This is a genomic window from Nocardia sp. NPDC005998, assembly GCF_040614395.1.
GTDB lineage: Bacteria > Actinomycetota > Actinomycetes > Mycobacteriales > Mycobacteriaceae > Nocardia.
The window spans coordinates 37470-63969 of sequence record NZ_JBEXUI010000029.1; the positions used below are offsets into that span (position 1 = coordinate 37470).

The 26500-nt window shown below is 66.8% G+C and carries 26 protein-coding genes; 14 read left to right on the plus strand and 12 right to left on the minus strand.

The window, feature by feature from the left end; translation table 11 throughout:
- The first annotated feature begins 7 nt into the window (after positions 1-7).
- The 7 genes from ABZ293_RS30050 (at position 8) to ABZ293_RS30080 (ending at position 7092) form a co-directional block, all read left to right on the plus strand.
- Positions 8-1549, plus strand: coding sequence for a carboxylesterase/lipase family protein (locus ABZ293_RS30050; protein ID WP_355186093.1), 1542 nt, complete (start codon positions 8-10; stop codon positions 1547-1549).
- Positions 1546-2781, plus strand: a complete 1236-nt coding sequence (locus tag ABZ293_RS30055; RefSeq protein WP_355186095.1) for an MFS transporter — start codon at positions 1546-1548, stop codon at positions 2779-2781. Before ABZ293_RS30050 ends, ABZ293_RS30055 begins: the two co-directional genes overlap by 4 nt.
- Positions 2782-2824: 43 nt before the next feature.
- A complete protein-coding gene (locus ABZ293_RS30060) occupies positions 2825-4018 on the plus strand; it encodes a lipase family protein (protein WP_355186097.1) in 1194 nt (397 codons plus the stop codon).
- Positions 4019-4299: 281 nt separating this feature from the next.
- The gene (locus ABZ293_RS30065) at positions 4300-5220 is read left to right on the plus strand and encodes a hypothetical protein (RefSeq protein ID WP_355186099.1); all 921 of its coding nucleotides are present in this window, start codon (positions 4300-4302) and stop codon (positions 5218-5220) included.
- 65 nt (positions 5221-5285) lie between these two features.
- Complete coding sequence (locus ABZ293_RS30070) at positions 5286-5519, plus strand: hypothetical protein (protein ID WP_354956943.1); 234 nt, start codon at positions 5286-5288, stop codon at positions 5517-5519.
- 42 nt (positions 5520-5561) lie between these two features.
- On the plus strand, positions 5562-6662 hold the full coding sequence (locus tag ABZ293_RS30075) for an SPFH domain-containing protein (RefSeq protein ID WP_354956942.1): 1101 nt from the start codon (positions 5562-5564) through the stop codon (positions 6660-6662).
- Positions 6663-6693: 31 nt separating this feature from the next.
- Positions 6694-7092: a cold shock domain-containing protein gene (locus ABZ293_RS30080; protein ID WP_355186100.1), complete on the plus strand. Its 399-nt coding sequence runs from the start codon at positions 6694-6696 to the stop codon at positions 7090-7092.
- Here the strand turns inward: ABZ293_RS30080 and ABZ293_RS30085 are convergent.
- From ABZ293_RS30085 to ABZ293_RS30115, 7 genes are all read right to left on the minus strand, one after another.
- The gene (locus ABZ293_RS30085) at positions 7071-7301 is read right to left on the minus strand and encodes a hypothetical protein (protein WP_355186102.1); all 231 of its coding nucleotides are present in this window, start codon (positions 7299-7301) and stop codon (positions 7071-7073) included. The genes ABZ293_RS30080 and ABZ293_RS30085 overlap by 22 nt on opposite strands.
- A gap of 95 nt (positions 7302-7396) precedes the next feature.
- Positions 7397-7699 carry a putative quinol monooxygenase gene (locus ABZ293_RS30090; protein ID WP_355186104.1) on the minus strand — a complete coding sequence of 101 codons (303 nt, stop codon included), beginning with the start codon at positions 7697-7699 and terminating at the stop codon, positions 7397-7399.
- Between the two features lie 61 nt (positions 7700-7760).
- A complete protein-coding gene (locus ABZ293_RS30095; protein WP_354956939.1) occupies positions 7761-8342 on the minus strand; it encodes a glycerol-3-phosphate responsive antiterminator in 582 nt (193 codons plus the stop codon).
- 48 nt (positions 8343-8390) lie between these two features.
- Positions 8391-9914, minus strand: coding sequence for an FAD-binding oxidoreductase (locus tag ABZ293_RS30100; protein WP_355186106.1), 1524 nt, complete (start codon positions 9912-9914; stop codon positions 8391-8393).
- Positions 9915-9916: 2 nt separating this feature from the next.
- Entirely contained in the window at positions 9917-11578 is a 1662-nt protein-coding gene (locus tag ABZ293_RS30105; RefSeq protein WP_355186108.1) for a glycerol-3-phosphate dehydrogenase/oxidase, read from the minus strand.
- Positions 11579-11607: 29 nt separating this feature from the next.
- Positions 11608-13170: an FGGY-family carbohydrate kinase gene (locus tag ABZ293_RS30110; protein WP_355186110.1), complete on the minus strand. Its 1563-nt coding sequence runs from the start codon at positions 13168-13170 to the stop codon at positions 11608-11610.
- Positions 13167-14627 carry an MFS transporter gene (locus ABZ293_RS30115; RefSeq protein WP_355186112.1) on the minus strand — a complete coding sequence of 487 codons (1461 nt, stop codon included), beginning with the start codon at positions 14625-14627 and terminating at the stop codon, positions 13167-13169. Before ABZ293_RS30115 ends, ABZ293_RS30110 begins: the two co-directional genes overlap by 4 nt.
- A 392-nt stretch (positions 14628-15019) precedes the next feature.
- Here ABZ293_RS30115 and ABZ293_RS30120 point away from each other — a divergent pair, with 392 nt between their 5' ends.
- Both ABZ293_RS30120 and ligD read left to right on the plus strand, forming a co-directional pair.
- Positions 15020-16105 carry an ATP-dependent DNA ligase gene (locus ABZ293_RS30120; protein ID WP_355186114.1) on the plus strand — a complete coding sequence of 362 codons (1086 nt, stop codon included), beginning with the start codon at positions 15020-15022 and terminating at the stop codon, positions 16103-16105.
- Positions 16105-17115 (plus strand): non-homologous end-joining DNA ligase, encoded by a 1011-nt coding sequence (gene ligD, locus ABZ293_RS30125; protein WP_355186116.1) that lies wholly within the window; start codon positions 16105-16107, stop codon positions 17113-17115. Before ABZ293_RS30120 ends, ligD begins: the two co-directional genes overlap by 1 nt.
- A gap of 11 nt (positions 17116-17126) precedes the next feature.
- Here the strand turns inward: ligD and ABZ293_RS30130 are convergent, their stop codons facing one another.
- Positions 17127-17879, minus strand: coding sequence for a hypothetical protein (locus ABZ293_RS30130; RefSeq protein WP_355186118.1), 753 nt, complete (start codon positions 17877-17879; stop codon positions 17127-17129).
- 311 nt (positions 17880-18190) lie between these two features.
- On the opposite strand from ABZ293_RS30130, the gene ABZ293_RS30135 reads away from it, so the two are divergent.
- Positions 18191-18565 (plus strand): hypothetical protein, encoded by a 375-nt coding sequence (locus ABZ293_RS30135; protein WP_355186120.1) that lies wholly within the window; start codon positions 18191-18193, stop codon positions 18563-18565.
- 55 nt (positions 18566-18620) lie between these two features.
- Here ABZ293_RS30135 and ABZ293_RS30140 read toward each other — a convergent pair whose 3' ends face one another.
- The 3 genes from ABZ293_RS30140 to ABZ293_RS30150 form a co-directional block, all read right to left on the minus strand.
- The gene (locus ABZ293_RS30140; RefSeq protein WP_355186122.1) at positions 18621-19256 is read right to left on the minus strand and encodes a helix-turn-helix domain-containing protein; all 636 of its coding nucleotides are present in this window, start codon (positions 19254-19256) and stop codon (positions 18621-18623) included.
- Positions 19257-19275: 19 nt separating this feature from the next.
- On the minus strand, positions 19276-20421 hold the full coding sequence (locus tag ABZ293_RS30145; protein ID WP_355186124.1) for an acyl-CoA dehydrogenase family protein: 1146 nt from the start codon (positions 20419-20421) through the stop codon (positions 19276-19278).
- Between the two features lie 133 nt (positions 20422-20554).
- Positions 20555-21250, minus strand: coding sequence for a TetR/AcrR family transcriptional regulator (locus ABZ293_RS30150; protein ID WP_355186126.1), 696 nt, complete (start codon positions 21248-21250; stop codon positions 20555-20557).
- 195 nt (positions 21251-21445) lie between these two features.
- On the opposite strand from ABZ293_RS30150, the gene ABZ293_RS30155 reads away from it, so the two are divergent.
- The 4 genes from ABZ293_RS30155 to ABZ293_RS30170 all read left to right on the plus strand — a co-directional run bounded on the left by ABZ293_RS30155 (position 21446) and on the right by ABZ293_RS30170 (position 25736).
- Positions 21446-22384 carry an alpha/beta fold hydrolase gene (locus tag ABZ293_RS30155; RefSeq protein ID WP_355186128.1) on the plus strand — a complete coding sequence of 313 codons (939 nt, stop codon included), beginning with the start codon at positions 21446-21448 and terminating at the stop codon, positions 22382-22384.
- A 112-nt stretch (positions 22385-22496) separates the two neighbouring features.
- Positions 22497-23693 (plus strand): hypothetical protein, encoded by a 1197-nt coding sequence (locus ABZ293_RS30160; protein WP_355186130.1) that lies wholly within the window; start codon positions 22497-22499, stop codon positions 23691-23693.
- A gap of 105 nt (positions 23694-23798) precedes the next feature.
- Entirely contained in the window at positions 23799-25268 is a 1470-nt protein-coding gene (locus tag ABZ293_RS30165; RefSeq protein WP_355186132.1) for an SDR family NAD(P)-dependent oxidoreductase, read from the plus strand.
- Between the two features lie 78 nt (positions 25269-25346).
- On the plus strand, positions 25347-25736 hold the full coding sequence (locus ABZ293_RS30170; RefSeq protein WP_354956923.1) for a DUF2784 domain-containing protein: 390 nt from the start codon (positions 25347-25349) through the stop codon (positions 25734-25736).
- On the opposite strand, the gene ABZ293_RS30175 is transcribed toward ABZ293_RS30170, so the two are convergent.
- Entirely contained in the window at positions 25676-26434 is a 759-nt protein-coding gene (locus tag ABZ293_RS30175; protein WP_355186134.1) for an alpha/beta fold hydrolase, read from the minus strand. The two genes, ABZ293_RS30170 and ABZ293_RS30175, sit on opposite strands and share 61 nt — an antisense overlap.
- Positions 26435-26500 lie beyond the last annotated feature (66 nt).

Below are 26500 nucleotides of genomic sequence, written 5' to 3' on the forward strand. Positions count from 1 at the left end.
AGCCCGGATGTTGACAAACGGCGTCCGCTGCGAGAAGTTAATTCTCGTTAGCCATAACCGTGGAGGTCTAATGAAGGCGCGAGTCAGCTCGGGTGCGCTGCGGGGCGAGGTCGTGGATGGGGTGGCTGTCTTCCGCGGAATCCCGTTCGCAGCGGCGCCGTTCGGGGAACTCCGGTTCCGCCCCCCGCAGCCGGCGCCGCGATGGCACGGCATGCGGGACGCCACTGCGCATGGCCCCGGCTGCCCCCAGCCTGTGGACCCGCGCGACCCGATGCACCGGTACTTCAGCCCGGACACCCAAGGAGAGGACTGCCTCAGCCTGCAGGTCTGGACGCCCGACGTGGGCGGTTCCGGGTTGCCGGTCATGGTGTGGATCCACGGTGGCGGCTACCTCACCGGCGCTGGATCGGCGCTCGCTCACGACGGCGCCACCTTCGCCCGCAGCGGTGTGGTGCACGTGTCGGTCAACTACCGGCTGAATGTCGAGGGCTTCCTCTACCTTCAGGGGGAGCCGGCCAATCTCGGTCTGCTGGACCAAGTGGCGGCGTTGCGCTGGGTACAGGACAACATCGCCGCCTTTGGCGGTGACCCTGCCAACGTAACCGTTTTCGGCCAGTCCGCTGGGGCGGTCAGCGTGCAAACCCTGCTTGCTATGCCCGCCGCCAGTGGCCTGTTCCGCCGGGCCATCGCCCAGAGCGGCTGTCCGATGGCGGCGGTGGCCCCGGCTGACGCGCTGGAGGTAACCCGGCGATTAGCGGCGATCCTTGGCGTGCCACCCACCCGCGACGGGTTCGCCGGCCTGAGCCCGGCCCAGACTCTCCCCGCGTTGACGCCATTAGTGCTGGACTTCAACAACCCGGTCCGCTGGGGCGCGCGGTCTTTCATGGTCAGCCCGTTCCGGCCGGTGATCGACGGCGACACGATGCCGGAGGCGGTGCTGTCCTCGGTCGCCGCCGGCGGTAGCTCCGAAGTCGACCTGCTGACCGGTACCAACCGCGATGAGACAGCGGACTTCCTGCGGGCGCTCGGCATGCTCGACCGCGTCGACGAGCGATGGGCGGCCATGGCGGTGACCGAGTTCGGCGTCACCTACAGTGCGCTGGAGGTGTACCGCGCCACGTCGCGACCGGGTGCCGGGTTCGGTGAACTGGTGCAGGCGGCCTGGACCGACTGGGCCTTCCGGATCTCCACCCTGCGGTTGCTCGAAGCCCATCGCGGCCGGCGTTTCTGCTACCAGTTCGACTGGGCCAGCCCGGCCCTGCCGGATGGCTTCGGCGCGACTCACGCGTTGGAAATTCCCTTCGTCCGGGACGCCCTGGACGTATTCGTCGCGGTCGCCCCGGAAGCCCGGCGGACTCTCGGGGAGGATCCGCCGAGGCAGCTGGCCACCGCGATGCACCGCGCCTGGGTTTCCTTTGCCACGCACGGGAATCCGGGCTGGCCCGAGTACGACACAGCGCGCCGCGCCACGATGCGGTTCGACACCGTGAGCGAGCCGGTCGACGACCTCGCCGGAGCCGAGCGTGAGCTCTGGGACGGCGTCCGGTGACCCGCGTGGTCCAAGACACGGCGGCGGTGCCGTCCAGCATGCCTCGCCTGGGCCGGCTGATGGCCGCGTACTCCGGCGCGCAGCTCGTGCTGGCGGTCTGCGTCACCGGGGCCATGCAGGTGATGCTGCCCAACCAGATCGCGGAGGTCGCCGGAGAACACAAGGTCGCCGTGTTCGGCCTGGTGACCGGCGTCGGCGCGGTGGCCAACATGATCGCTCAGCCCGTCTCCGGCGCACTGTCCGACCGGACGGCGACGCGATTCGGCCGCCGAATGCCGTGGCTGGTCGGCGGGGCGGCGGGCGGGCTGGTGGCCCTGGCCGTACTGGGCAGCGCAACCACCGTGCTGTGGATCGCGGTCTGCTGGGGCCTGATGCAGCTCTGCGTCGGCGCGATGACCGCGCCGTTGAGCGCGGTCGTCCCGGACGGCGCGCCGGTCGAGAAGCGGGGCTTGGTCTCCGCATTGGGCGGCATCGGGATGTTCGTCGGCGCGCTGGCCGGCGTGGCGGTCGCCGCGGCCTTCGGCGAGCGGCTGCCGACCGGCTACCTCACGCTCGGCGGACTGCTAGCGGTCGGCTGCGCGTTATGCGCCGCGCTGGCTGGTGAGCGGCCCGGCACGCGGTCGGCAGGCGCGGGGCTGCAATGGAGACTGCCTCATGTGGCGGACCACCCCGACTTCGCGTGGGCGTTCCTGGCACGGTTTCTCATCGTGCTGGGCTACCAGGCGCTGCTGTCCTACCTGCGCTACATCCTGAGCGACTACATCGGACTGTCCGTGTCGGAGGCGAACGCGGCCATGCCCACACTGGCGGCGGTGGTGACGATCGCGGTACTGGCCGGCCTGCTCCCGGTTGCGATCCTCTCCGACAGGATGGGCCGACGGAAGGTTTTTGTCGTGGTGGCCTCGCTGGTCATCGCCGGCAGCGCGGCTATCCCTCTGGTTTGGCCGACCCTCAACGGGCTGTACGTGTCGCTGGCCATCGCGGGGTTGGGAATCGGCGGCTACGCCGGGGTCGACCAGGCGCTGATGACCCAGGTACTGCCGAGGGCCGAGGACTCCGGCCGGGATCTCGGCCTGCTCAATATCGCGAACAACGGCGCGCAGGTGCTGGCCCCGCTGGCCGCTTCGCTGGTCATTGCCTTCTGCGGCGGCTACCCAGTGCTGTACGCCTCCGCCATCGTGCTGGCCGTCCTCGGCGCTGTGGCGATCGTCCCCATCAAGAGTGTGCGCTGATCTCGAGGGAGACCCTATGCCCGACAAACGCAGAATCCGCCGGATGGCAACCGTTCTGCTCGCGGCCATGCTCGCTGGGACACTGGCCACCGCGCCGGCCGTCGCAGCCCCAGCCGGGATCCCAACCCCAGAGCAGGATCCCTTCTACGCCCCGCCCGCAGCACTGCCTGCGGAACCGGGCGCGGTCATCCGCTCGCGGATGGTCACCGACCTGGATTTCCTGACTCCGCTGCTGGCACGCGCTTGGCAGGTGCTGTATCGCTCCACCTCGGCGCTGGGGCAGCCCATCGCGGTGTCGGGGACGGTGCTGGTGCCCACGACCCCGTGGACGGCGGGGCCGCGCCCCCTGGTGACCTTCGCCTTCGGTGGGCACGGCTTCGCCCCGCACTGCGCGCCCTCGTACAAGATGCGCACCGGCACCGACGACCAGCTGGACATCATCAAGCTGGCGCTGGCCAAGGGGTGGGCGGTGGTGGCGACCGACTATGAGCGGCTTGGCACCCCTGGGCCACACACACTCGGCGTGGGGCCTTCCGAGGCGCACGCGGTGCTGGACGCCGCCAGGGCCGCACAGCGGCTCAGCGACGCCGGGCTGCGCCCGGACGCGCCGCTGGGGATCGCTGGCTACTCTCAGGGCGGGCAGGCCAGCGCGTGGGCGGCCGAGCTCCAGCCCTCCTACGCCCCCGAGCTGGATGTGCGCGGCGCGAGCAGCGGTGGGGTGATGGCCGATGTCGGCGGAATGGCCAAGACATTGGACGGTGGGCTGGCCTCCGGCATTGAACTGGCCATCCTGGTCGGGCACGGCAGCGCCTACCCCGACCTGGACCTCGACGGAGTCCTCAACAACGCGGGCAGAAGTATGGCCGCCGGGCTGAGTTCCTTATGCCTGCTGGATTTGGAGCTGGGGTACTCGTTCCGCCGGCTCGACGACTTCACCACCGTCGGCGACCTGCTGGACACCCCACGCTGGCGGGCCCGGCTGGACCAGGACGTGCTCGGACGGAACACACCAGGCGCGCCGATCATGATCTACATCGGCACGCTGGACGAGGTCGTCCCTGTCCAGCGCACCGAGCAGCTTTACCACGACTACTGTGCCCGCGGCATTCCCGTCACGTGGCGGCCGATGCCGCTGCTGAACCACGGGTTCGCCGACCGGATCGGCGCGCGCGGCGCAGTGGACTGGCTGGCCGACCGATTCGCCGGTGCACCGGTGGACGACTCATGTGGCAGGTAGCTGAAGGTCGGATGGGGCAACGAGTGGTGGTCACGGTCTCGACATGGTGCCGTTCGCGGCACCGAGCAGGAGCGACAAATAGATCGCCAGCGCCGGATTTCTCAAAGATGTTCCTCCACACCCGTTTTGGACTCGCCCGGGTGTGTGCAGCAGTGCACTCGGTGTCAGATGGGGTGGGAGGCGGTATGGGTCATTGCGTCCGGTCACTCGAAAGGTTCGGCGGCGCGTGGTAGGAAAGTATCCGAACACCACATCGTGGCGAGCGACACGGGGGCGCGAAGATGGCAGCGATAGTGTTGGTGCACGGGATCGCACAAGAGCAGTACGGCGCGGATCTCTTGGAGGCGCAGTGGCTTCCGGCGCTGGCAGCGGGTGTCCGCGCGGCCGGATACGGCGAACTGGCGGACCAGCTGTGGCGGGCATCGCGGCCGGGCGCACTCGAGGTTCGAATGGCGTTCTACGGTAATGCTTTTCTGGCTCCCGGCGCACAAGGCGGTAGCGGGCCGGTCGACGATGAGGACGGCGAATTCACCGAGCGGATCGCCGAGGCCTGGTTGGCGACGGCGGCCGGACAGGCGGCCGATCAGCGTGATCGGCTCGAAGCGCAGCGCTACCTGGACAATTCGGCGCTCGGCGCCGAGGGTGCGCAGGGCATCGGCCGCAAGGCCAGGCCCGCGGCGAATGCGCTGACCAAGCTGAAGTGGTTCGCGCCCTTCGGTTTCGGCATGGCGGGCAAATTCGTCAATCGGTCGTTGGCCCAAGTCAGCCGGTATCTGTCCGAAGAGGTGGCGCGTGAGCACGCGCAGCGGCAGGTACTCGATCTGATCGGTCCGCAGACCCGATTGGTCATCGGGCATTCGCTCGGTTCGGTCGTCGCCTACGAGGCGCTGCATCGCACCCAGCAGCCCGTCGCGCTGATCACCCTCGGCTCGCCACTGGCGCTGCAGTCCATCATCTATCCGCTATTGCGACCACAGCCGCCCACCGTCCCCGCCGCGCTCACCCGCTGGGAGAATTTGGCCGATCGCGACGATATCGTCGCGGCGCATCTGGACCTCGCACCGTATTTTCCACCCGCTCCCGGTCGGGACGTGGTGCCGACAACACATCCCGAACTCGACAATGGTGCGAGTCCGCACGATGCCGCGCACTATCTGACCAAGAAATCGGTCGGGCGCATCGTCGCCGAGTCCCTCTCGTAACCAAGGGAATCCCCGATCGCGCGTACGCTGACAACTCTGGCACCGAGTGCGAGGAGTTCACCGCGATGACCGACCCCGTGCAAGGTTTGACGGGTACGCTCATCTCGCCGATCCGGGACACCGGAATGCTCGGCGAAGTATTGGTTGCGATTCGTGGGGGCACGGAGATATATATCGCGCGGGCGGCCGAGCCCATCTCGGCAGGGGAATCTGTCCTGATCATCGCGGTACATCCGGGCCGCATCGTCGACGTGGTGCCCTGGATTCCGCTGGAGCCCGTGCAGACCGAGCAAATGTGACATCGCGACCGCGATCTACGAAGTACGAAACTGGGAGGCGCAGTGCTGGGTTATCACGTTCCGGATCCTGACGAGGCAATGCTGGTCAGCGGCGGCACGAGCAAGGACAACGCGCCATTCGGCGTGGTCATCGGGCGCGGCAAATGGGTGATGCCGTTCTTCCGCAAGGTGAGCTATCTGTCGCTGGCGATGTTCGAGGCCGAGATCAAGGAGCGGTGCGTCACCAAACAGGCCATCCAGCTCGAGGTGCGCGCGGTGATCGCATTCAAGGTGGCCAATGACACCCAGTCGATTGTCAATGCGGCCCAACGCTTCCTGTCCGAACAGGAGCGGGAGATGTCGGTGCTGACCGGACGCATCTTCTCCGGACATCTGCGCTCGATCGTCGGCTCGATGACGGTCGAGGAGATCATCCGCGAGCGCCAGCGGCTGGCCGATGAGGTGCTGGTCGCCTCCAAGGTGGAGATGAGCAATATCGGCCTGTGGGTTGATTCGTTCCAAATCCAGTCCATCGATGACGGCAATCTCGGGTACATCACCGCACTCGCCGCACCGCACAACGCGGCGGTGCAGCGCGATGCGCAGATCGCGCAATCGCAGGCCGCGCAGCACGCCGCGGAGGCCGAACAGGAATCGCTGCGCCGACAGGCCGAATATCAGCGCGAGACCGCCATTCTGCGGGCCCAATATCAGCAGGATATCGACAAGGCCAATGCCGAGGCGGCGCAGGCCGGGCCGCTCGCCGAGGCCATGGCGTTGCAAGAAGTGCTCACCGCACAGGCCGAACAGGCCCGCAAGGAAGCCGAACTGCGCGAGCAGCAACTGCAGGCCGAAGTCGTGAAACCCGCACTGGCCGAAGCGGAACGGGTGCGCATCCTGGCCGAGGCCGAGGCGGCCCGGACCCGGATCCAGGCCGAGGCGGCGGCCTCCAACAACCGGATCGCCTTGGACCAGTTGTTGATCGAGCAGCTGCCCGAAATCGTCAAGCAGGCATCCAACGGGCTGGCAAACGCCAACTTGACGGTGCTGAACGGACCGGACGGTGTCGGCGAATTGGTCAACGGAATGGTGGGTCAGGGCCTCACTGTATTCAACTCGTTACAAAAAGCGCTTTCATCCAACGACGAGGATAATGCGCGTTAAAGTGGCCGGGTAGAGACGGCGCGAGGAGCGGGTGTTGGTGTCCATCGGGAAATTGGTGTCGTTCGACAGTTCGCGGGGATTCGGGTTCATTCGGCCCGATGATGGTGGCCCGGATGTGTTCGTACACGTGAACGACATCGGACTGGACGAGGACGAGCTGCGCCAGGGGCGGGTGTTCGAATTCGATGTGACCGAGGGCGATCGTGGGCCCAAGGCGATCAATCTCGCCGTGGTCGGGGGCCAGCCGATCGCACCCGCTACTCGGCACAAAAAAGACAGATCCGGATCCAGCCAGCTCACCGCCACCGAACACAAACGCCTGATCACCGAACTGCTACTGGATGCGAGCCCCGCCCTCACCGCCGGTGAGATCCTCACCATCCGCGACCGTCTCACCGCCTTCGCCGATCAGCACGGTTGGCTCGACTGAGCTCCACTCCTCCGCCTCCCACCTGCGGTGAGCGCGGCGAACATCCCGGCCGCCCGTGGGTCGCCCACCGCCTCGATGACTGGGACGAACTCGGACGCGCCGTCGGCCACCTCCGCGAGGAAGCCGACGGCGCCGAGGAACATCGAGCCGAGTTCTTCCGCCTCCACCGGATCGGCGATCTGGTCTTTGCCCCGACGGCGCAGTTCCACAGCGAGATCGGTCCGGGGACTCGATCCGTTCCCAATACCATTGCGGCAGATAGGGAAGCACGACGTGCACCCCGGCGGCCGTAGGTCCAGCCCGCTTACGGCTCTGCGCTTACGAAGGTGTCGACGGTGCGGCTGTCGAGCCGGGGGATGATCTGTCCCAGCCCGATGCGCTGGAAATGCTCCTGGTCGCGATGCGCCGCGAATCCGGCGGCGTCGGTGTACCGCTCGAGGATCACGATGTGTGCGGGGTCGTCTACCTCCTGGAAGAATTCGTAGGAGAGGTTGGCCGCCTCGTTGCGGGTGGCTGCGGCCAGCTCGTGCAAGTGCTGGATCACGGCGTCGACGGACTCCGGCTGCGCCCGGTAGTGCGCGATCACCTGGAAGTACTTCGCGGTCATGCTGCTCCTTGATGAAATGTGGTGGTTGTGCCGGGCCGGCGGCGCCGCCCCGGCGTCAGCATCAGCGGCCCGCCGCATCCCACAACGACGCCGCACTGGTCGAGACGGCGCGCGCACCCTCGCGCAGCGCAGCCGACACATCGGCGGCGCTGCGCACGAACCCGGCGGCGACGAACGGGCTGAGTCCTTCGATCTCCGGCGGCCTGAGATGGGAGAGCACCGGCCAGGGCATCGCCTGCACCAGGTGCGGTCGGTTCTGCCGCACGGAGTTGATGGCGCGCGGCAGGTTGGACCGATCCGTGACGAAGACCTTCTGCATGGTCACCATCCCCGCTGCCGTCGTGCGCTGGATCAGCGCGCCCTTGGTACTGACGACGCCGGGCGCACCGATCGACTGCAGATACTCCACGGCACCGCGGTCCTGCCCGAGCCCGGAGCAGGCATCGGCGTTGACGAAGGTGAACCGACCAGCCTCCGATAGCGCCCGGACCAGGCCCGCCAACTCGTGCAGAGCCACGTGCGCGAGGATGTTCACCCGGCACTCGGACCGCAGGAACGCCGGGACCGACTCGGCGCCGAACACCGCGGCGATCACAGGATTCCGGGTCAGCCACAGGTCGAGTTCGCCGGGTAGTGGGGGCATCGGCTTCGACATCCTTTCCTGCGAACCATTCGGCTCAACTGACGGTACCTAGAGACCCAGTTTGCCCGGGTTGAGCAAATTCTCGGGGTCGAGCGCGGACTTGACCGCCCGGAGCACCTCGAACCCGGCGCCCAGCGACCGCTCCAGGTACGGCGAGCGCAGCAGTCCGACGCCGTGGTGATGACTGAGCGTGGCTCCATGCCGGAGGATCACCTCGTTGGCCGCATCCCATGCAGATCGGTACCAGGCCGCTCGATCCGCGACCTCTACGCTGCCGCGCAGCGAGAAATAGAGGCACGCGCCGTCGACGTAGGCGTGGGACTGGTGCGCCGAGCCGGCCAGCGTGCCGGGCACGGCGGCAATCGCGGCGACGACCTCGTCGTAGATCGCCGGCAGGTCCTTCCACTTGCCGATCATCTCCAGGGTGTCGGCGACGAACCCGGCGCTGCGGGTGAAGCCCTCGGCGCTCTTGCCGGTCAGATACCTGGTGTCGAGCCAACGCTCGTAGATCGCGTCTCCGTCGAGTTCGGTCCCGGTCTCGGCGCAGACCCGACGGCTGATCTGCATTGTGGCGTCGACCAACTCCCGGCTGCCCTCGTCAGCGATCAGCAGCACATTGGTGTCGGGCAGGCCGAACTGCACCCCGCTCTCGAGGGTGTCGTAAAGGCGCAGCGCGGCCGGGGTCGCACCCTGCTGGACGATCTGGCGACAGGCCTCGAGCCCCTCGGCGAAACTCTGGAAACCGTAGGCGTGCGCCGACGCGTAGTCCGGCAGCCGGTGCACCTCGAGTCGGATCTTGGTGATCACACCGAGGGTTCCCTCAGAGCCGATGAACAGCTGCAACAGGTCTGGACCGACCGCGGCACGGGCGCTGTCGCCGACGCTGACGAGCTCCCCGTTCGGCAGGACCACATCCAGCCCGTAGACCATGTCCTCGATCTTCCCGTACCGGGTCGAGAGCTGGCCGGCGCCGCGACAGGCCACCCATCCGCCAACGGTGCTGATCGCGTACGAGGAGGGCCAGTGCCCCATCGTCATCCCGTATTCGGATTGGATCTTCTCCTCGAAGAGATCGCCGAACATGCCGGGCTCGACCTCGACGATCTGGCTCTGCTCGTCGAAGCCGAGGAACCGGTTCAGTCCGCACACATCCAATACGATGCCGCCGCGGACAGGGAGGGCCGCGCCGGTGACATTGCTGCGGCCGGCCGAGACCGTCACGGGAATCGTTGCGGCAGCGGCTATCCGGATCACCCGCTGCACCTGTTCGGCGCTCGACACATGCGCTATTACCGCCGGCGGTGTGGCTGGGCGGCCGCCGGTCTCGGCGATCATTGTGCCGGCCCACCAGTCCCGGGTGCCCTCCCGCACCGCCGCCGGCTCGGTATCGACTCGGTCGGCGACTTCGGTAAGGGCCTCGATGACGGTCGCTGGAACCGACACCGGGTCATCGGCGAAGCAGGGTTCCCCGTCGACCGGGCCAACGTGCTGCGCGAAGTGCGGCTGAGAAGGTGCGCCCACCGTGTAATTGCCCCGGTTGTATCCGCGCTTCAGCGCTTCCTTGCTGATCATGTCTACTTGTCTCCCATCAGAATTGCGCGTTCGTGTGCGGTTTGCAGTCGGTAATGGGCGACCTGGTCGGCCACCTCCGAGCGTGGGAGGTCGAGCTCCTTCATCAGCAGCTCGCCGACCCGCTCAGCCGAGGCGGCCGAGGCATCGCGGGCCATGATCCGCGCCCGCGTCCGACGCGAGAGGATGTCGTCGACGCTGCGGGCCAGCTCATGCCGTGCCGCGTAGACGACCTCGGCCTCCAGATACGGGAGGCCGTCGACAATCGGGCGGCCGAGGCCGGGGTCCTCGGCAAGAATGTCGGTGACGAAACGGGCCTCGGTGCCATAGCGTTCCCCCAGGTGGGAGGCGATCCCCCCGGACGCGACGATCGCCTCCGGATCGTAACCGGCGGCGCCGAGCAGGTACGCCGACTTGGTGCGGCAGCGGCTGTTTCGCCCGAGTACGGCCTGTGCCGCGTCGACGGCCTGCTCCGCCATGTGGCGAGCGGTGGTCAGCTTCCCGCCCACCACCGTGACCAGGCCGTCGGAATCGGTGCGGATCTCGTGGTTTCGCTTGAGTTCCACCGTCTTTCCGCCCGGCGGCGCCACCAGCGGCCGGCACCCGGCGATACTGCCCAGCACGTCCTCCGGCTCGATGTCGATATTGAGGGCGGTCCGCGCGCCGTCGAGCAGGAAGTCGCGTTCCTCGCGGGTGCAGTTGACGTCGTCGAGGTCACCGCGGTAGTCCTCGTCCGTGGTCCCGAGGTAAGCCGTGTTGCCCCAACGGGTGATGGTGGCGCGACGGCTGCGGCCCGGGACCGGGATGGTCACGGTGCAGTCGTTGCGGATCTTCGACCAGGGCACCGCGATGTGCACCCCCTTGGCCGGGCGAATGTTGGGGACCTCGACGTCCGCGCCCGCCCCGCTCCAATCACGCAGCCACACGCCGGTCGCGAGCACGACGACGCCGGCGCGGGCCCGGACCTGTCTGCTGCCCACCTCGGCCACGACGCCGCCGACCTTGCCGCCGCGGCGGGTCACCTCGGCGACCCGGGCTCCATTGAGCACGGTGGCGCCATGGAACGCCGCGGTGCGGGCCAGGGCCAGCGTCAGCCGCGCGTCATCGGCGCGCGCGTCGTAGTACAGAAAGCCGCTGTCGAGGTGCTCGGCCTTGAAAGTTGGGCAGTGCGACAGCACTTCGTTCTTGGTCAGTTTCTGGTGCAAGATCCCCTCGCGCCAGCCACCGGCCAGGTCGTAGGTCCACAACAGGCTCTCGAAACCCGCTGCGAGGCGGCGGTCGAACACCCCGTTGTGCGAGAGCACCGGGAACAGGAACGGCAGTCGCTGCACCAAGTGTCGCGCGTTCTTCCGCAGGCGCTGCCGCTCGAGCAGTGAATGCCGCACCAACGACAGGTTGCCCTGCTCGATGTAGCGCAGTCCGCCGTGGATCATCTTGGAGGACTTCGATGACGTGCCCGAGGCGAAGTCGTCCTTCTCCAGCAGCGCCACCCGAAATCCACGCAACGCCGCATCCATCGCCGTGTAGGCGCCGGTGACCCCGCCACCGACGACGATGATGTCGAAGTCCCCGCCATCGAGGCGGGCAAGCTGTTCGGCGCGATCGAGCCGCAACGGCGAATCCGAGACCATCCGCGCTCGCGCCGACGCCGGCCGGCGCGCGGGCATAGCTACCGAGCGTAGCGAAACCATGGTGTTCATCCCTCCGAAAGTTGTTTGTGAACAGGGTCGTTGGCAGATTGCGGCGGTGCGCCCCCGGATTCGACGAGCTCGAGTTCTGCGGCTATCCGCGCCTTCCATGCGGCCCGTCGGCTGCGTCGACAGTCGTCGGCGACCCTCGGTTCGAAGACCTCCGCGACACCGAGCGTGGACGCCGCCTCGGCCAGCGAATTCCACAGCAGTCCGTCGGCACCGGCCATGAACGCGGCCCCCCGAAGACTGGCCACGCCGGAGTCCGGCAGCCGTCGCATCGCAATCCCGGTCAGGTCGGCCTGCATCTGGATGAGCGGATCGCTCGACGACAAGCCGCCGCCGACCACGATGTGCGTCACGTCGAGCCCCGCGACCTCCGCGTTGGCCTCCGCGGAGTCAGCCACGGATTGCGCGATACCTTCCAGAACCGCGTACGCCACCTCCGCGCGCGTGCTCGACATGGAGAACCCGGTCAGCGACGCCTTGACCCGTGATTCCACCATCGGTGTCCGAATCCCCGCCAACGCCGGAACAAACACGATCCCATTCGACGTGGTGGTCGAGGCCGCGAGCTTGCTGATCGACTGCGCGGAATCGAACCAGCCCAGCGTGTTGCACACCCAGTCGAGGGCGGAACCCGAGGTGGCGGTGAACGTCTCGACCGCATAGACGGTCTCCTGTTTTCTGCGCCACCCGGTCACCGTGAGCGTCCCGGGACGGAGCACGGACCGGACGGGCGGCTCGGTTCCGGTGATCAGGTCCACGAAGCTGCCCGTGCCGTGCACGCACATCGCCTGCCCCTGCTCCAGACAGCCGAGGCCGACCGCACCGGCGTGCTGGTCGCCCATGGCCGCGAGGATCGGGGCCGAGACCCCGATTTTCGCCGGGTCGGTGTGCCCCAGGAAGTCCGCGTCTTGCCGCAGCTCCGGCAAGAGCTCGAGCGGGAATCCGAGCGCGGCGATCCAGTCCCGGTGGTAGGCGTGCTCGGCCAGCACGTATCCCCCGGCCGAGGTGACGTTGGTGGCGGTGGCCGCGTAGGTGCGCTCGACCGCGAGATTCCACAGCAGCCAGGTCTCGATGGTTCCGAATCCGAGCCGACCCGCCCGATGGGCTTGTGCCACCCCGGGGTCTTCGCGCACCTTGTGCGCGGCCCACAGGTAGGGCGACCGCACGCCGGTCGGGCGGCCCACCTCGGCCATCAACGCGCGGTCCCACTCCGGGCCAAGGGCCGCGAGTTCGTCCGCGTGTCGGCAGTCCTGCCAGACCATCGCGGGAGCCAGAGCCCGCCCGGTAGCGGTGTCCCACAGCACAGCCGTCGCGCGCTGGGTGGCCAGCGCGACCGCTGCGATACGCACACCGGCCGCCGCTGCGCGGGCGGCAGCAGCTCTGCATACCTCGAATGTCTTTTCCAGAATCTCGCCGGCGTCTTGTTCGACCACACCGAATCGCGGTGTCGATACTGCGAGCCGACGGTATTCCAGATCGTGCACGATACCGTCGGCGGTGACCCAGGCCGCGCGGGTTCCCGTTGTCCCCTCGTCGATTGCGAGAATGGCGGTCGAACTCATACTCGAACCCCGTTCTGCACGGCCGTACCGTCGGCGCCCGGCTCGTAGTCCTCGGATCGGGCGAACCTGGGTGCGTCCTGCTCTTCGTCAGGGCTGACTGCGGCTCGGGTCGGATCCCACGTGATCACGCAGCACACGATGCACGCGAGCAGCGGAGCCACGGAGAGGATCAGGAACGTCGGTCCGAGCCCCAGGTGTGAGCGCAGGATCGGGAAGATCAGCAGTCCGAGTGCGGCGCTGGCACTTCCGATCGCGCCGATCACTCCGTTGGCACCGGCGCGCAGTTCGGAGCGGAACGAGAGTGAGGACAGTGTCTTGCCATTGGCCCCGGGGCCGGCTGAGTGGAACAGGATGAACAACGACGGGATGAGGAAGCCGAGCACCAGCGGTAGATGCGCATGCCAGATACCCAAGACCACCAGCATGACGAATACTGCGCCGAACCCGAGCGCGGACGCTCGACGCAACCCGAGCCGCTCGCCGATCTTCGGGGACAGGAAACCGCCGACAATTCCGAACACATTGAAGACGAGCGCACCGATGGTCGCCACGGTAAAGCTCTGCCCGAAGAGCGCAAGGCCGATAATCGGCAAGTACCATCCGACGGCAAAATACTGAATGGACTGCCCCATCTGCACGGTGCCCGCCAAGATCGTGCGGCGCAGGTAGATCCCCCGGAATATCAGGGCCACGTTCGCCAATCCCCGATCGGCCCGGTTGCGAATCGGGGTCCGATCGTGCGCCGGCGCCGCCGTGAATTCCTCGCCGTAGATCTTGGTCATCGACTCGGCCGCCTGCTCCAGGCGTCCCTTGCGGGCAGCCCACATGGGGCTCTCGACCATGTACCGCGCCTGCGCTACCAGCAGCGCCAGCGCCACCACACCCGCCGAGCCGACCGCGTACCGCCAGATCGCGTCACCGACACCGAGATTGTAGAACCCGATCGTCAGAATCAGGTTGCTGCAGACCGCGGTGTACCAGATGCCCTGCCACGTGTTCAACCGACTCTTGAAGCGTGCCGGGGTGAATTCGGCCAGCAGCGCCATCGCAATCGCGAAGTCGATCCCATAGGCGGCGCCGACGAAGAACCGCCCTATGAGCACAACCTCGAAGCTGGGTGCAAAGGCGCAACAGGCCGCGCCGACGACCGACAGGAACTTCGCCAGGATCAGCGGCCGCACTCGGCCCGACCGATCCGCCATCCAGCCACCGAGCGGATTGAAGGCGACAGCAACCCACGATGCGAATGACGTCAGAACCGCTACCTGGGTGGCGCCGAGGTGCATGTCCCGCGTCATGGGGCCGAGTCCCGCGCTCAGCGCCGAGTTGGCGAACGCGTCGAGGAACAGCCCGCCGAGGGCCAGCCACCAGATGACGCCTGCGCGGCCCGCGATCCGAGGTTGTTCGTCGATATAGGACACGACGTCGTGAACGCCACGAAGTACTTTGTTGGACACGATGCCCGGCCTCTCTGCCGGGAGACCGTTCTGTCGCAGGCTATACCGCAAAAAGGGCAGACTGAAGCCTCCAACAGGAGGTCTCCATTCTTACCCTGGTTCTGGGATGCTAATCACACGAGGGCAGAGATTGCAAGGGGTCGGTGATCGCTATGCCTACGCGCCGACAGCGGCTCCCCGCACAGCGGACACGGCGGCCGCCCCGCCGTATGCTCGCCCGGCTCGGCGGTCCGCAGGGGCTGGTAGCCCGCATCGGACGCCACCTTCCTCGGCGCACCGCGAAGTTCACGACCTTGTCGGACCGGCGACTTACGATCGAGCTCGACCCGCACCGATGAATCCGCGTCGCCCGCGACGTCGATAGGGGTGGGGACCGAACCGAGGAGGATCGCGTGGACCTACCGGTCATGCCACCTGTGCGGCCGATGCTGGCGAAAACGGCGCCGTCGGTGCCACGAGAGCCGGGCCTGAGTTATGAACCGAAATGGGATGGTTTTCGCTGCGTCGTGTTCCGTGACGGCGATGAGGTGGAACTCGGTTCACGCAATGACCGGCCACTGACCCGCTATTTTCCGGAGGTCGCCGAACTCCTGAAGGCGGCGCTGCCGGATAAATGCGTGGTGGACGGGGAAATCGTGGTGGTCACCGACCAGGGACTCGATTTCGATACCCTGCAGAACCGGCTGCATCCGGCGGCCTCGCGCGTCAACAAGCTGGCCAAGGAAACACCGGCCAGCTTTGTCGCCTTCGATCTGCTCGCCCTCGGCGATAAGGATCTGACCGGCGAACCGTTCGTCGAACGCCGGCGGTTGCTCGAGACCATTCTCGACACCGAACTCGCCCGGGTGCATCTGACCCCGATCACCCAGGATCCCGATATCGCTGAGGACTGGTTCACCCGCTTCGAGGGCGCCGGATTCGACGGCGTCATGGTCAAGGCCGACGATCTGGCGTATCTGCAGGACAAGCGGGTGATGCTCAAGGTCAAGCACGAGCGCACCGCGGACTGTGTGGTGGCCGGTTTCCGCTGGCACAAGGATGGCGAAGGCATCGGATCGCTGCTGCTGGGACTGTTCGACGATGAGGGCAATCTGCACCACGTCGGGGTGGCGAGCAGTTTCACGGCGGCCAAGCGCAAGTCACTGGTGGACGAGCTGAAACCGTTGCGGGACAACGCATTGGCGAACCACCCGTGGCGCGAATGGGCGGATGCGGCGGCGCAGGCCAAGGCCGACGGCAAGATGCCCGGCGGGGTGAGCCGGTGGACCGGCGGCAAGGATCTGTCCTGGGAAGCACTGCGCCCGGAACTGGTCGCCGAGGTTCGCTACGAACATGTGCAGTCGGGCCGATTGCGCCACGGCGGCAGGCTCGTTCGCTTCCGCGCCGACCGCACCCCTGAATCGTGTACCTACGCCCAGCTCGACGAGGTCGCACCGGCCGAGTTGAGTGCCATTTTCAGCGCAGCCCGGGGGCAGTGATGGGTGAATCGATCGATATCGAGGTGGATGGCAGATCCGTCGCCATCAGCAATCCCGGCAAGGTCTATTTCACCAAACGCGGTGAGACGAAACTCGATCTCGTCCGGTACTACCAGGCCGTCGCCGAGCCGTTTCTGAAAGTGGTCCGCGATCGGCCGTTACTGCTCGAGCGGTATCCCGACGGGGCCTCGGGTAAGTCGTGGTTTCAGAAGCGCGTGCCGAAATCCGCGCCGGATTGGCTGCACACGGTCGAAGTCGCCACGCCCAATGGCACCACCAGCGATGCCCTGGTGGCACACGATCTCGCACATATTCTGTGGGCGGTCAATCAGGGTTGCCTCGGTTTCCACGTCTGGCCCAATCACATCGGCGATCTGAATATCGCCGACGAACTGCGCATCGATCTGGATCCCTCCCCCGGCATCACCTTCGACGATCTCAAATACGCCGCGGTGCTGACCCGTGAGCTGTTCACCGAACTCGGCATCGATTCCCGGATCAAAACCTCCGGCTCGCGTGGACTGCATATTTACGTTGCGCTGGAACCGAAATGGGACGGCTATCAGGTGCGCGCCGCGGCGGTCGCGCTGGCCAGGGAACTGGAGCGGCGGCATCCGGACCGGATCACCGCGCAGTGGTGGAAGGAGGAGCGCGGCACCCGCGTCTTCATCGACTTCAACCAGAATGCCCCGCACAAAACGGTTTTCGGGGCCTGGTGTGTGCGGCCGAAGGTCGGTGCGCAGGTGTCCACCCCGATCTCCTGGTCCGATCTGGATACCGTCGTCCCCGAGGAATTGACCATCGCCACGGTGCCTGCGCGGCTGGCCGAATTCGGTGACCCGTGGGCGGACCGCCCGGCGCAATCCATCGAGCCGCTGCTGAAAATGTCGGAGCGGGATATGGCCTCAGGGCTCATGGACGCGCCATGGCCGCCGCAATATCCGAAGATGCCCAACGAGCCGCCGCGGGTGCAGCCCAGCCGGGCCAAGAAGGTCGACCCGGAAGGCTAGTTACCGAAGGGCTATTCGGTCCAGAGCACCCACACCTTGCTCTCACAGGTGAGTGCGCGCCCGTCCGCCGTGCGGGCACTCTTCGTTGATCCATCGCATTTCGTTCCGGCCTCCGCGACGGTGCCCCCGATGGTGTACGGACCGTTCCACTGGTAGACACCGCCGCTGGCCAGGCATAGCAGGGTGGAGCCGTCCGCGCCGGTGCCGATGCGGCCCGGCTCGGTGCACACCGTGCCCTTCTTCGGAGTCGCCGTCGACGGGGCGGTCGTCGTGACCGGGGGCGCGACCACGGTCGGCGCCACCGTGGGCTGCGGGACGGCGGTCTGGGCGATGGTCGAGGGCAGCGCGACACTCGACACGGTAGGCGTACGGTTCGCCCCGGACAGCGCATCGGAGAAGTTGCCGCCGGACAGCACGACATATCCCGCGATGCCGACCACCTCGATCACACCCAGCAGCAGCGCGCACACCGCCATGGTCTTGCCGCGCGGATGGCTGAAGGCGATGAATCCGAAGACGATCGCGACCGGGAACAGGCCGAGCAGGGCGGCAACCAACGCGACGACCGCGTACGGATTGACGATGGGCGGAACCTCGACCCGTAGCCGACCGGCCCGGCGGCTCCGGTTCGCCGGCTCGGTCTCGGGCCAGCGCTCGGTGGGGTCCGGGTCCGGCCACCGGCCGCCCGGTCCCATCTCCTGCTCGTACTCCTCCGGCTGTGCCTCCGGCCAGCGCTCGCGCTCACGGTTATCCGTCCGTGCCATCCAGGTCCCTCTTCCACACCACCAAACCGCGCAGGAACCACGAACTGCCCGGACCCGCCCCGATACCGACAAAGGATAGGGGCCATTGGCCGCAGCATCATCCGAAACGGCCCATCAATCGTCATCAAACCGTAATCGCGAATGCCGCCATGTCAAACCGGACCGTACTCCCATCCGGGAGGTCGGATTCGACATGGCCCGCCCGTCAGCCGGAGTAACAAACCGGCAAACACCACTCGCGAATAGCGAAATGAGGTGGATCCTGGTTACACGGCGAGCGACATGCTGTGAATTCCACTTCAGGAGGATCCATGCGCGGTGAAACGGATTCGACCGGAGACCGAACCCGGCCGTGGCATTCCCACGCGGGCGATCTACTCGGTGACGACTACAACGTTCCCGGCATCATTCTTTGTGCCCTGGGCGTCGTCGCCATGGCGTGCACCCTCACCGCGGCCGGTTACGGCTTCACCGGATGGACGCAGATCGGCGCGATAGCGACGGCGAGTTTGTGGATCACGGGCATCGGCGCGTTACTGGTGGAACATCACCGGGAGCAAGTCATCGAGTTGAAGTACGGACGGCGCGGGCACGCGCCGGGACATGTGCGGCCGCTGCGCTACAGCGGCACCGAGCGCAGGATCTCGGCGGGTGAAACCAAGTCCGAGTTGACGAGTCGGCAGTAGCGACCGCTCGCGGGGTCATTCGAGACCACACCCGATGCCGAAGGCTGATCGCGGCTCAGCGCCCGCCGTCCACCTTCGGCATTGTTTCGGTCATCAGCGTCATCAGCATGTCCGCCAGTAAGACGTGTACCTGTTCGCGGGTGAGCGTGCCGCGGGTGATCCATTCCCGGCCCGCGACCTTCACCAGACCACCGAATGCGCGGACCATGGCCCGCAATTCGGCACTGTGCGCCGATTCCGCGCGCCCGACCATCAGCAGCATCCGCTCGGCGGCCGCGTCATCGGCCTGATCCAGGATGTGCTGCACCTCCGGATCGTCGCCGACCCCCTCATGGCTGGTCACCTTGACCCAGGTGCTGCCGTGTTCGGAGATCACATCCAGCAGCCAGTGCACACTCGCGTCGACGCGCTCGCGATCGGTGCCGGTCGGCGCGACCATATCGTCGAGGCGCGGCAGGGTGACCATCCGCCGCACCACCGCGAGATATAGGTCGCGCTTATTGCCGAAGTAATGGTTGATCAGACCGCGCGCGACCCCGGCGCGTTGTGCGAGTTCCGCGGTGGACACCGCCGCATACGGCCGTTCGCCGAACATGTCGATCGCGCATTCGAGGATCTGCGCGCGGCGTTCGTCCGGCTCCAGCCTGCGTCTGCGCGGCTGCGCCTCGGTGTTGTTTCGAGTGATCCGCAAGCGATCGCCTGCGGCGATCTCAGAGTGACCTGGCAATGAGATCCTTCATCACCTCGTTGCTGCCGGCGAGGATGCGCAGTACGCGGGCACCGGTGTAGAGCTGGGAAATCGGATACTCCGTCATGTAGCCGTAGCCGCCGAACAGTTGCAGGCAGCGATCGACCACAATACCGAGTTGATCGGTGAGCCAATACTTCGACATCGCAGCAGTGGGAATATCGAGTTCGCCGCGCAGATGCTGCACGATGCAGTCGTCCAGGAAGATCCGGCTCACCTTGGCGATGGTCGCGCATTCGGCCATCTCGAATTTGGTGTTCTGCATCGCGAACAGCGGCTTGCCGAAGGCCTCACGTCCCTTGGTGTAGTCGACGGTCAGCCGCACGGCCTGCTCCATCATGGCGACCGCGATGATGCCGGTCACCAGTCGCTCCTGGGCCAGCAGCTGCATCATCTGATAAAAGCCCTGGCCTTCGGCCTCGCCGAGGAGGTTCGAGACGGGCACGCGCAAGCCGTCGAAGAACAGTTCGGCGGTGTCCTGGGCCTTGCCGCCGATCTTGTTGAGGATGCGGCCGCGCTTGAAGCCCGGGGTGTCATCGCCGACCTCGGCGAAGATCAGGGATACGCCCGCCGCGCCCTTGGTGGGGTCGGTCTTGGCGGCGATGATGATGCCATCGCAGAGCCAGCCGTTGGTAATGAAGATCTTCGAGCCGGTGATGACGTATTCATCGCCCTCGCGAACCGCGCGGGTCTTGATGTTCTGCAGATCCGAGCCGGTGCCCGGTTCAGTCATGCCGATGGACAGCACCATCTCACCGGTCGCGGCCTTGGGCAGCACCCGCTGCTTGAGGTCCGCGGTGCCGAAGCGGTGGATATAGGGCGCGATGATCGAGCTGTGCACCGGCATGCCGAGCGCACCGTCACCCGCGAATGCCTGTTCCTCGATGATGGCGGCCTCGTGCGCGAAAGTGCCACCGCCACCGCCGTATTCGGCCGGGATGGCGGTGCACAGCAGGCCGAGTTCACCGGCCCGGTTGTACAGCGCGCGGTCTGGATGTCCCTGCGCGACGAACTTCTCCTCATGCGGGACGACCTCCCTCTCGAAGAAGGTTCTCGCTAGTTCCCGGACCGCCTCGACCTCGTCGTCACTCCATGCGGCGCGTGCCATCGCATAAATCCTTTGCTCATGCGCGCAGGCCTGCTCGCCCGCGTCTCGCCATCAGATTCGCGCACTATTGGCATGATGTCAACAAAGCGGGCGCGCGACAGGTACGGGCGGGTGTACGAGGATGGAATGCGGATCAGCCGGTCGGGCGCTGCGCCTGGTTGACGGCCGCGAGCGAGGTGAAGATCGGGGTATCGGGATCGGCCGAAATGCCCTGCCGACGCAGGAATCCGTCGATCAGGCCCCAGACGAATTCGGTGGCCTGCTCGACGAATTCGGCCGTACCTCCAGGACGCTCGGAATCGGCTTCGCCGAGCCACAGGTCGGTGACCGCGACGACCACACCGACGACCGCGCGAGCGAGATAGTCGATGCCGGTGGCATCGATCGGGATGGACTCGGCGACTTCGCGCGCCTGCCCGGCGAATCGGCCCGCGGCCGCGCGACCGAGATCGAATTGCACTACCGAACCGTCCGCGTGCTGGGTGACATGCGCCTGGCCAAGAAACCGAAAGACGTTGGGGTGCTGGAGGATACTGTCGGCATAGCCGGTGAGCACACGACGCAGCGCGACCCGCGGCGGTTGCAGCATCAGTGTCAGATCATTGCCCGCGGCGGCCCCAGCCGATTTCGCCATCCGGTTGCCGATCTCGGTGTAGAGGTCGGCCTTATCGGCGAACTGGCGGTACAGGCGCGGCTTGGTAATCCTGGCCTCGCGGGCGATGTCGTCCATGCTCGGGTGCGGGCCGTCGCGGTCGATCACCCGAATGGCCGCGTCGACGATCTCCTCGCGGGTGATCGTCCGCGGCACGGATCTATCCGAACGGGCCATGGTGCGGAGCATACACGTACCGGCGGTACACGCTTTTGAGCCGCGCAAATCCCTGGTCGACAGCGCGATATGGGTGACCGACTTCATAGTCGACGCAGGTTTCAACCCATTGCCTCAGGTGCATTCGTACTGTCAGTATCGGCTCACGTACCGGTGGTACACAGCAGCACCCAGCGCATCGATCGAGGCAACAAGATGACCGAACAGCTCGACTCAGCCGACCCGACCGGCGCCCGGCAGCCGCACCGACAGTCGACCGTTGACGGCGCACACGGTGCACTTGCCGTCTTCGAATGGGGCGTGGTCGACGCCGAACCTCTGGTACTGGTGCACGGCCTGTCCGACACACACATGGTGTGGTCGGCGGTGGCGGCGCTGCTCGCCGACGGATTCCGGGTCATCGCCTATGACGTGCGCGGGCACGGTCGATCGGCGAAACCCGGTGCGCCGCAGGACTATCGACTCGACTCGCTGGCCGAGGACTTCTTCGCGCTGATCGATGCGGTCAGCCCGAAGCGGGCGGTGCACGTCTGCGGACACGGCTGGGGTGCGGTGCAGGCCTGGGAGGCGGTCTGCGATCCGCGCGCCAATACCCGCATTGCCTCGTTCACGGCGGTCGCCGGTCCGAATCTCGATCACGTCGGCCTGACACTGCGCGAGTTGGCGGCGCAGCCGGGGCGCGCGCTGCGACTGATCGCCGACCCGAAGTTCCGACGACACGGGGCCGGATCGGCCCGGACCGCGGCGCAGCGGATCGCCTATCCGCCCCGGGTGCGCACCTGGCTGATCGACCAGCTCGGCGGCATCGCCCGCGCGTACGCGCCCCTCGCCCCGACCTGGCGCGCGGATCTGGCGGCAGGCGCGTGGATCGCCGCGGCCAATCTCGCACACCGTTTGCTGTGGCCGCGCGAGCGGACCACCGCGGTGCCGGTGCAACTGGTCGTCGACACCACCGATGTACTCGTACCACCGTTCCTCTACTACGGCAGTGCGCGCTGGGTGGACCGGCTGTGGCGCTGTCCGATTCCGGCCGATCACTGGCTGCCGGTGACCGAGCCGCTGCTCGTGGCCGAGGCCATCGCCAATTTCGTCGAGGATCTGCGCGCCGCGAATACCAGCATTCCGCACCAGTGACACCGAAATCCATGAGCGGAGCGCAATCTTCGTGCTCGACGCAGCCAGCACACCCACCAGTGGCGGTCGGTCGGGATCGCCGGGCAAATGAACGAGATGGTACTTTGCGCGCATGACCGGACCGGGGGAACAGCAGAATCAGCCCAACGACGCCTGGTGGGCACAGGAGCAGCCACCGCAGGCGCCGCAGTATTCACAATCGGATCCGACGATGGTCGGGCAGCCCGGTTTGCAAGTGCCACCGCAGCCCGTGGCGCCAGCGGCGGGGCAACCGGCCGGCGGCGCCGAGCAGCGGCCCGCTGATCCGACACTGCTGCGGCAGCCGTTCGACCAGCCAGGGGCCGTGCCCGCCGGATATCAATCGGGCACGGGCTATCAGCAGCCCGGATACCACCAGTCCACACCCGGATATCCGCAGCCGGGATTCCAGCAGGCGCCGAGCACGCCCGGATTCCCGCAGGCCGCACCGGGTTTCCAGCAGCCGACGCCCGGATTCCCGCAGGGGGCACCAGGATTCGAGCAGCCCGCGCCCGGATTCCCGCAGGCCGCACCGGGATTCCAACAGCCCGGCGCCGGATTCCAGCCCGCGCCGGGATTCCCGCAGCAGGCGCCCGGATACCCACAGCCACCCAAATCCGGTGGTAAAGGCTGGCTTTGGGCGCTCGGCGCGATCGTGCTCACCTCCGCGGTCTGGGCGGTCGCCATGTTCGCGATCGGCGCCTTCGACGCGGGCAAGGCCGATATCAGCAAGGACGCCGACCTGCGCGGCTACAAGTACATCGAGAATCTCTGCGATATCACCGATACCTCGCCGTACACCAGCGCCGGCTTCACCCTGTCGAAGTCCGATTCCTCGGGCGAGACCTACCCGAAGCACGACGGCTCCAAGCACGCGGCGGTCGATTCAATGGGCTGCGATGTTCGCTTCACCCCGTCCGGATCGAGTGAGAAATACGACTACGCCGCGATCTATACCAGCGCGCAAGTGCACAAGCAGTCCAACCCGGGGCCGGAATTCACCGCATCGTACGAGACCTGGACGCAGAGCGAATACGGCAAGGACTCGAAGGTCGAGAAGATCTCCGGGCTCGGCGACGAGGCGTATGTGATAACCGGCAAGCACAAGTCCGACGATCCGACCGCCGATGTCTCCGTGGCCGTGCGCGACGGCTGGACCACCTACCACATCAGCTGGTCGCAGTATTCGTCGAGCACTTCGAAGTCCTCGGGCAAGATCCTCAGTACCGCCGAGGTCACCGAACTGCTGAAGAAGACGGCGAACTCGACAATGAGCAAGCTGCGCAAATAGCCGGCGGCCGGTCGGTGCGGGACCGCCGTGCCGACCGGTCGAAACCGCGAATGCGACAATGAGTGGGTCAACCCCCATGTTCACGAAGGACAAATCCGCATTCCGATGGCCGAGTACACCGCGTCGACGTCTACCCAACCAGCGCCGAGCGGCACTGCCATCGCCCCCGATGAGCTGGCGATCTGCCTTCGGGTGCTGGAACAGGCCGGGCAGTTGGACAAGGACGATCCGGATTCGATCGCGGTGCAACGCGCCGTCGGCCATATGTTCAAGAAGCTCAAGCAGCGCCGCCGGACCGAGGCCAGGGATGCGGTCGCCGAGGCGGACCGCGCAGTGGTCGCCGCGACGGCGACCGGCTCCCCGAACCGGATCGATGACGAGACCGCGGGCATTCTGCTGACCTCGAATGCGGCGGGCGCGAGTGCGGGCACCCTTATCCGGCCGCGGCCCTGCTATATCTGCAAACAGCGCTACACCCGGGTCGACGCGTTCTACCACCAACTGTGCCCGGACTGCGCGGCGAGCAGCCACGCAAAACGGGACGCCCGTACCGATCTCACCGGGCGGCGCGCCCTGCTGACCGGCGGTCGCGCCAAGATCGGCATGTACATCGCGCTGCGGCTACTGCGCGACGGTGCGCACACCACCATCACCACCCGTTTCCCCAATGACGCCATCCGCCGCTTCGCCGCCATGGACGACAGCGCCGACTGGCTGCACCGACTGCGCATCGTCGGCATCGATCTCCGGGATCCGGCCCAGGTCGTCGCGCTCGCCGACGATGTCGCAGCGCAGGGGCCGCTGGACATTCTGATCAATAATGCCGCCCAGACCGTGCGCCGCTCCCCCGGCGCCTACAGCGCACTGGTCGATGCCGAATCCGGTCCGCTGCCCGCTGGCGCGCTGCCGGATGTGGTCACCTTCGGCAAGACCATGCAGGCGCACCCCACCGCTCTCACCGCCTCCCTGACGCCGACGCTGTCCTCCGCCGATGTCGCCGAACTGGCGCTGGTCGCCGGATCGGCCACGCCGGAACGCATTTCCCGCGGCATCGCGATCGACGCCGGTGGTCTGGTGCCGGATCTGGCGCATACCAACAGCTGGGTGCAGACCGTCGGCGAGGTGAATCCGACCGAACTGCTCGAGGTCCAGCTGTGCAATTCGGTGGCACCGTTCATCCTGGTCTCCCGGCTGCGCCCGGCCATGGCGGCCGCCGCGGCCCGCCGCAAGTATGTGGTGAACGTCTCGGCCATGGAGGGCCAGTTCTCCCGCGCGTACAAGGGTGCGGGCCACCCGCACACCAATATGGCCAAGGCCGCGCTGAATATGCTGACCCGCACCAGCGCCCGGGAGATGTTCGAAGAGGACGCCATCCTCATGACCGCCGTGGATACCGGCTGGATCACCGACGAACGCCCGCACTACACCAAGATCCGCCTCGCCGAAGAGGGCTTCCACGCTCCCCTCGACCTGGTCGACGGCGCGGCCCGCGTCTACGACCCGATCGTCCAGGGCGAGACCGGCAACGATCTGTACGGCTGCTTCCTCAAGGACTATCAACCCTCGCCCTGGTGATCAGATCCTCGGCAGACGATCGACCCAGCGGACACTCGAACCGTCATATCGCACGGATTACGGGACTACGCTGGGCATATGCTTTATCGGCTGCTGGCCGATGCCACCGCCGCGGTGCATTTCGTGTTCGTGGCGTATGTGGTGGTCGGTGGGTTCATGGCGTGGCGCTGGCCCCGCACCATCTGGCTGCATCTGCTCGCGTTCGGGTGGGGGTTCAGCACGGTTCTGTTCGGATTCGTCTGTCCGCTCACGAATTTGGAGAATTGGGCGCGGCATCGGGCCGGTGTGGCCGGGCTGCCGCCGAGCGGGTTCATCGACCACTATCTGACCGGGGTGATCTATCCGGAAAGCGCGTTGGGGTTGGTGCGCGGGTTGGTCGCGGTGTGCGTGGTGGTGTCCTGGGTCGGCTACGTCCGGAGGGTGCGGGCGATGAGGTCAGCGACCTCGGAGACCTTGTCGTCCAAGTAGAAGTGTCCGCCGGGGAAGACGTTGTGCGCGAAGGAGCCGCGGGTGTGCTCGCGCCAGTCCTGGGCCTGCTCCGGTGTCATGGTCGGATCGTCGGTACTGACCAGGGCCGAGACATCGCAGGACAGTGGGGCGCCGTCGCGGTAGCGGTAGGTCTCGATGGCCTGGTAGTCGCTGCGCACGGCGGGTAGCACCAGTTCCGCCAGGCTCGGTTCCTCGCGCAGGATCCGGACCGACGCCGGATCGGTTGCCAGGCGCTCCAGATCGCCGATCAGATCGTCATTCGAGCCGAGGTGCAGGCGACCCCGCTCGATGAAAGTCGGGGCGGGGCGGCCGGATACGAACAGCGTCGTCAACGGTTGTCCCTTGCGCTCGAGGCGGCGCGCGGCTTCGAAGGCAACGGTCGCGCCCATGCTGTGACCGAACAGCGAAAGTTGCTGCACCGGGCCCTGATTCAGCACCTCCTCCACGATCCGGTCGACGAGGGTGTCCAAATCGTCGATGGCGGGCTCACCGAGCCGGTCCTGCCGACCCGGGTACTGCACGGCCACGACGGCGATGCCGTCGTCGAGCCGTTCGGCCAGTGCGCGATATGCGGTAACCGAACCACCGCCCGGCGGGAGGCACAGCAGTTGGTGGCGCGGCGCGGGATGCGCTCGCAGCACCCGCAGCCAGTCCGTCGCGACCATGGCTCTGCCCACGTCGATCTCCTTCTCCGTTGAAAGATTCCTCACATTGCCCCGACCGCGATATCGGTCTGCCAACCG

Coding starts and splice junctions, on each gene's coding strand:
- ABZ293_RS30050 (WP_355186093.1), top strand. CDS start 8: ATGTTGACAAACGGCGTCCGCTGCGAGAAGTTAATTCTCGTTAGCCAT.
- ABZ293_RS30060 (WP_355186097.1), top strand. CDS start 2,825: ATGGCAACCGTTCTGCTCGCGGCCATGCTCGCTGGGACACTGGCCACC.
- ABZ293_RS30065 (WP_355186099.1), top strand. CDS start 4,300: ATGGCAGCGATAGTGTTGGTGCACGGGATCGCACAAGAGCAGTACGGC.
- ABZ293_RS30070 (WP_354956943.1), top strand. CDS start 5,286: ATGACCGACCCCGTGCAAGGTTTGACGGGTACGCTCATCTCGCCGATC.
- ABZ293_RS30090 (WP_355186104.1), bottom strand. CDS start 7,699: ATGACCGCGAAGTACTTCCAGGTGATCGCGCACTACCGGGCGCAGCCG.
- ABZ293_RS30095 (WP_354956939.1), bottom strand. CDS start 8,342: ATGCCCCCACTACCCGGCGAACTCGACCTGTGGCTGACCCGGAATCCT.
- ABZ293_RS30100 (WP_355186106.1), bottom strand. CDS start 9,914: ATGATCAGCAAGGAAGCGCTGAAGCGCGGATACAACCGGGGCAATTAC.
- ABZ293_RS30105 (WP_355186108.1), bottom strand. CDS start 11,578: ATGCCCGCGCGCCGGCCGGCGTCGGCGCGAGCGCGGATGGTCTCGGAT.
- ABZ293_RS30110 (WP_355186110.1), bottom strand. CDS start 13,170: ATGAGTTCGACCGCCATTCTCGCAATCGACGAGGGGACAACGGGAACC.
- ligD (WP_355186116.1), top strand. CDS start 16,105: ATGGGTGAATCGATCGATATCGAGGTGGATGGCAGATCCGTCGCCATC.
- ABZ293_RS30130 (WP_355186118.1), bottom strand. CDS start 17,879: ATGGCACGGACGGATAACCGTGAGCGCGAGCGCTGGCCGGAGGCACAG.
- ABZ293_RS30135 (WP_355186120.1), top strand. CDS start 18,191: ATGCGCGGTGAAACGGATTCGACCGGAGACCGAACCCGGCCGTGGCAT.
- ABZ293_RS30145 (WP_355186124.1), bottom strand. CDS start 20,421: ATGGCACGCGCCGCATGGAGTGACGACGAGGTCGAGGCGGTCCGGGAA.
- ABZ293_RS30150 (WP_355186126.1), bottom strand. CDS start 21,250: ATGGCCCGTTCGGATAGATCCGTGCCGCGGACGATCACCCGCGAGGAG.
- ABZ293_RS30155 (WP_355186128.1), top strand. CDS start 21,446: ATGACCGAACAGCTCGACTCAGCCGACCCGACCGGCGCCCGGCAGCCG.
- ABZ293_RS30160 (WP_355186130.1), top strand. CDS start 22,497: ATGACCGGACCGGGGGAACAGCAGAATCAGCCCAACGACGCCTGGTGG.
- ABZ293_RS30165 (WP_355186132.1), top strand. CDS start 23,799: ATGGCCGAGTACACCGCGTCGACGTCTACCCAACCAGCGCCGAGCGGC.
- ABZ293_RS30170 (WP_354956923.1), top strand. CDS start 25,347: ATGCTTTATCGGCTGCTGGCCGATGCCACCGCCGCGGTGCATTTCGTG.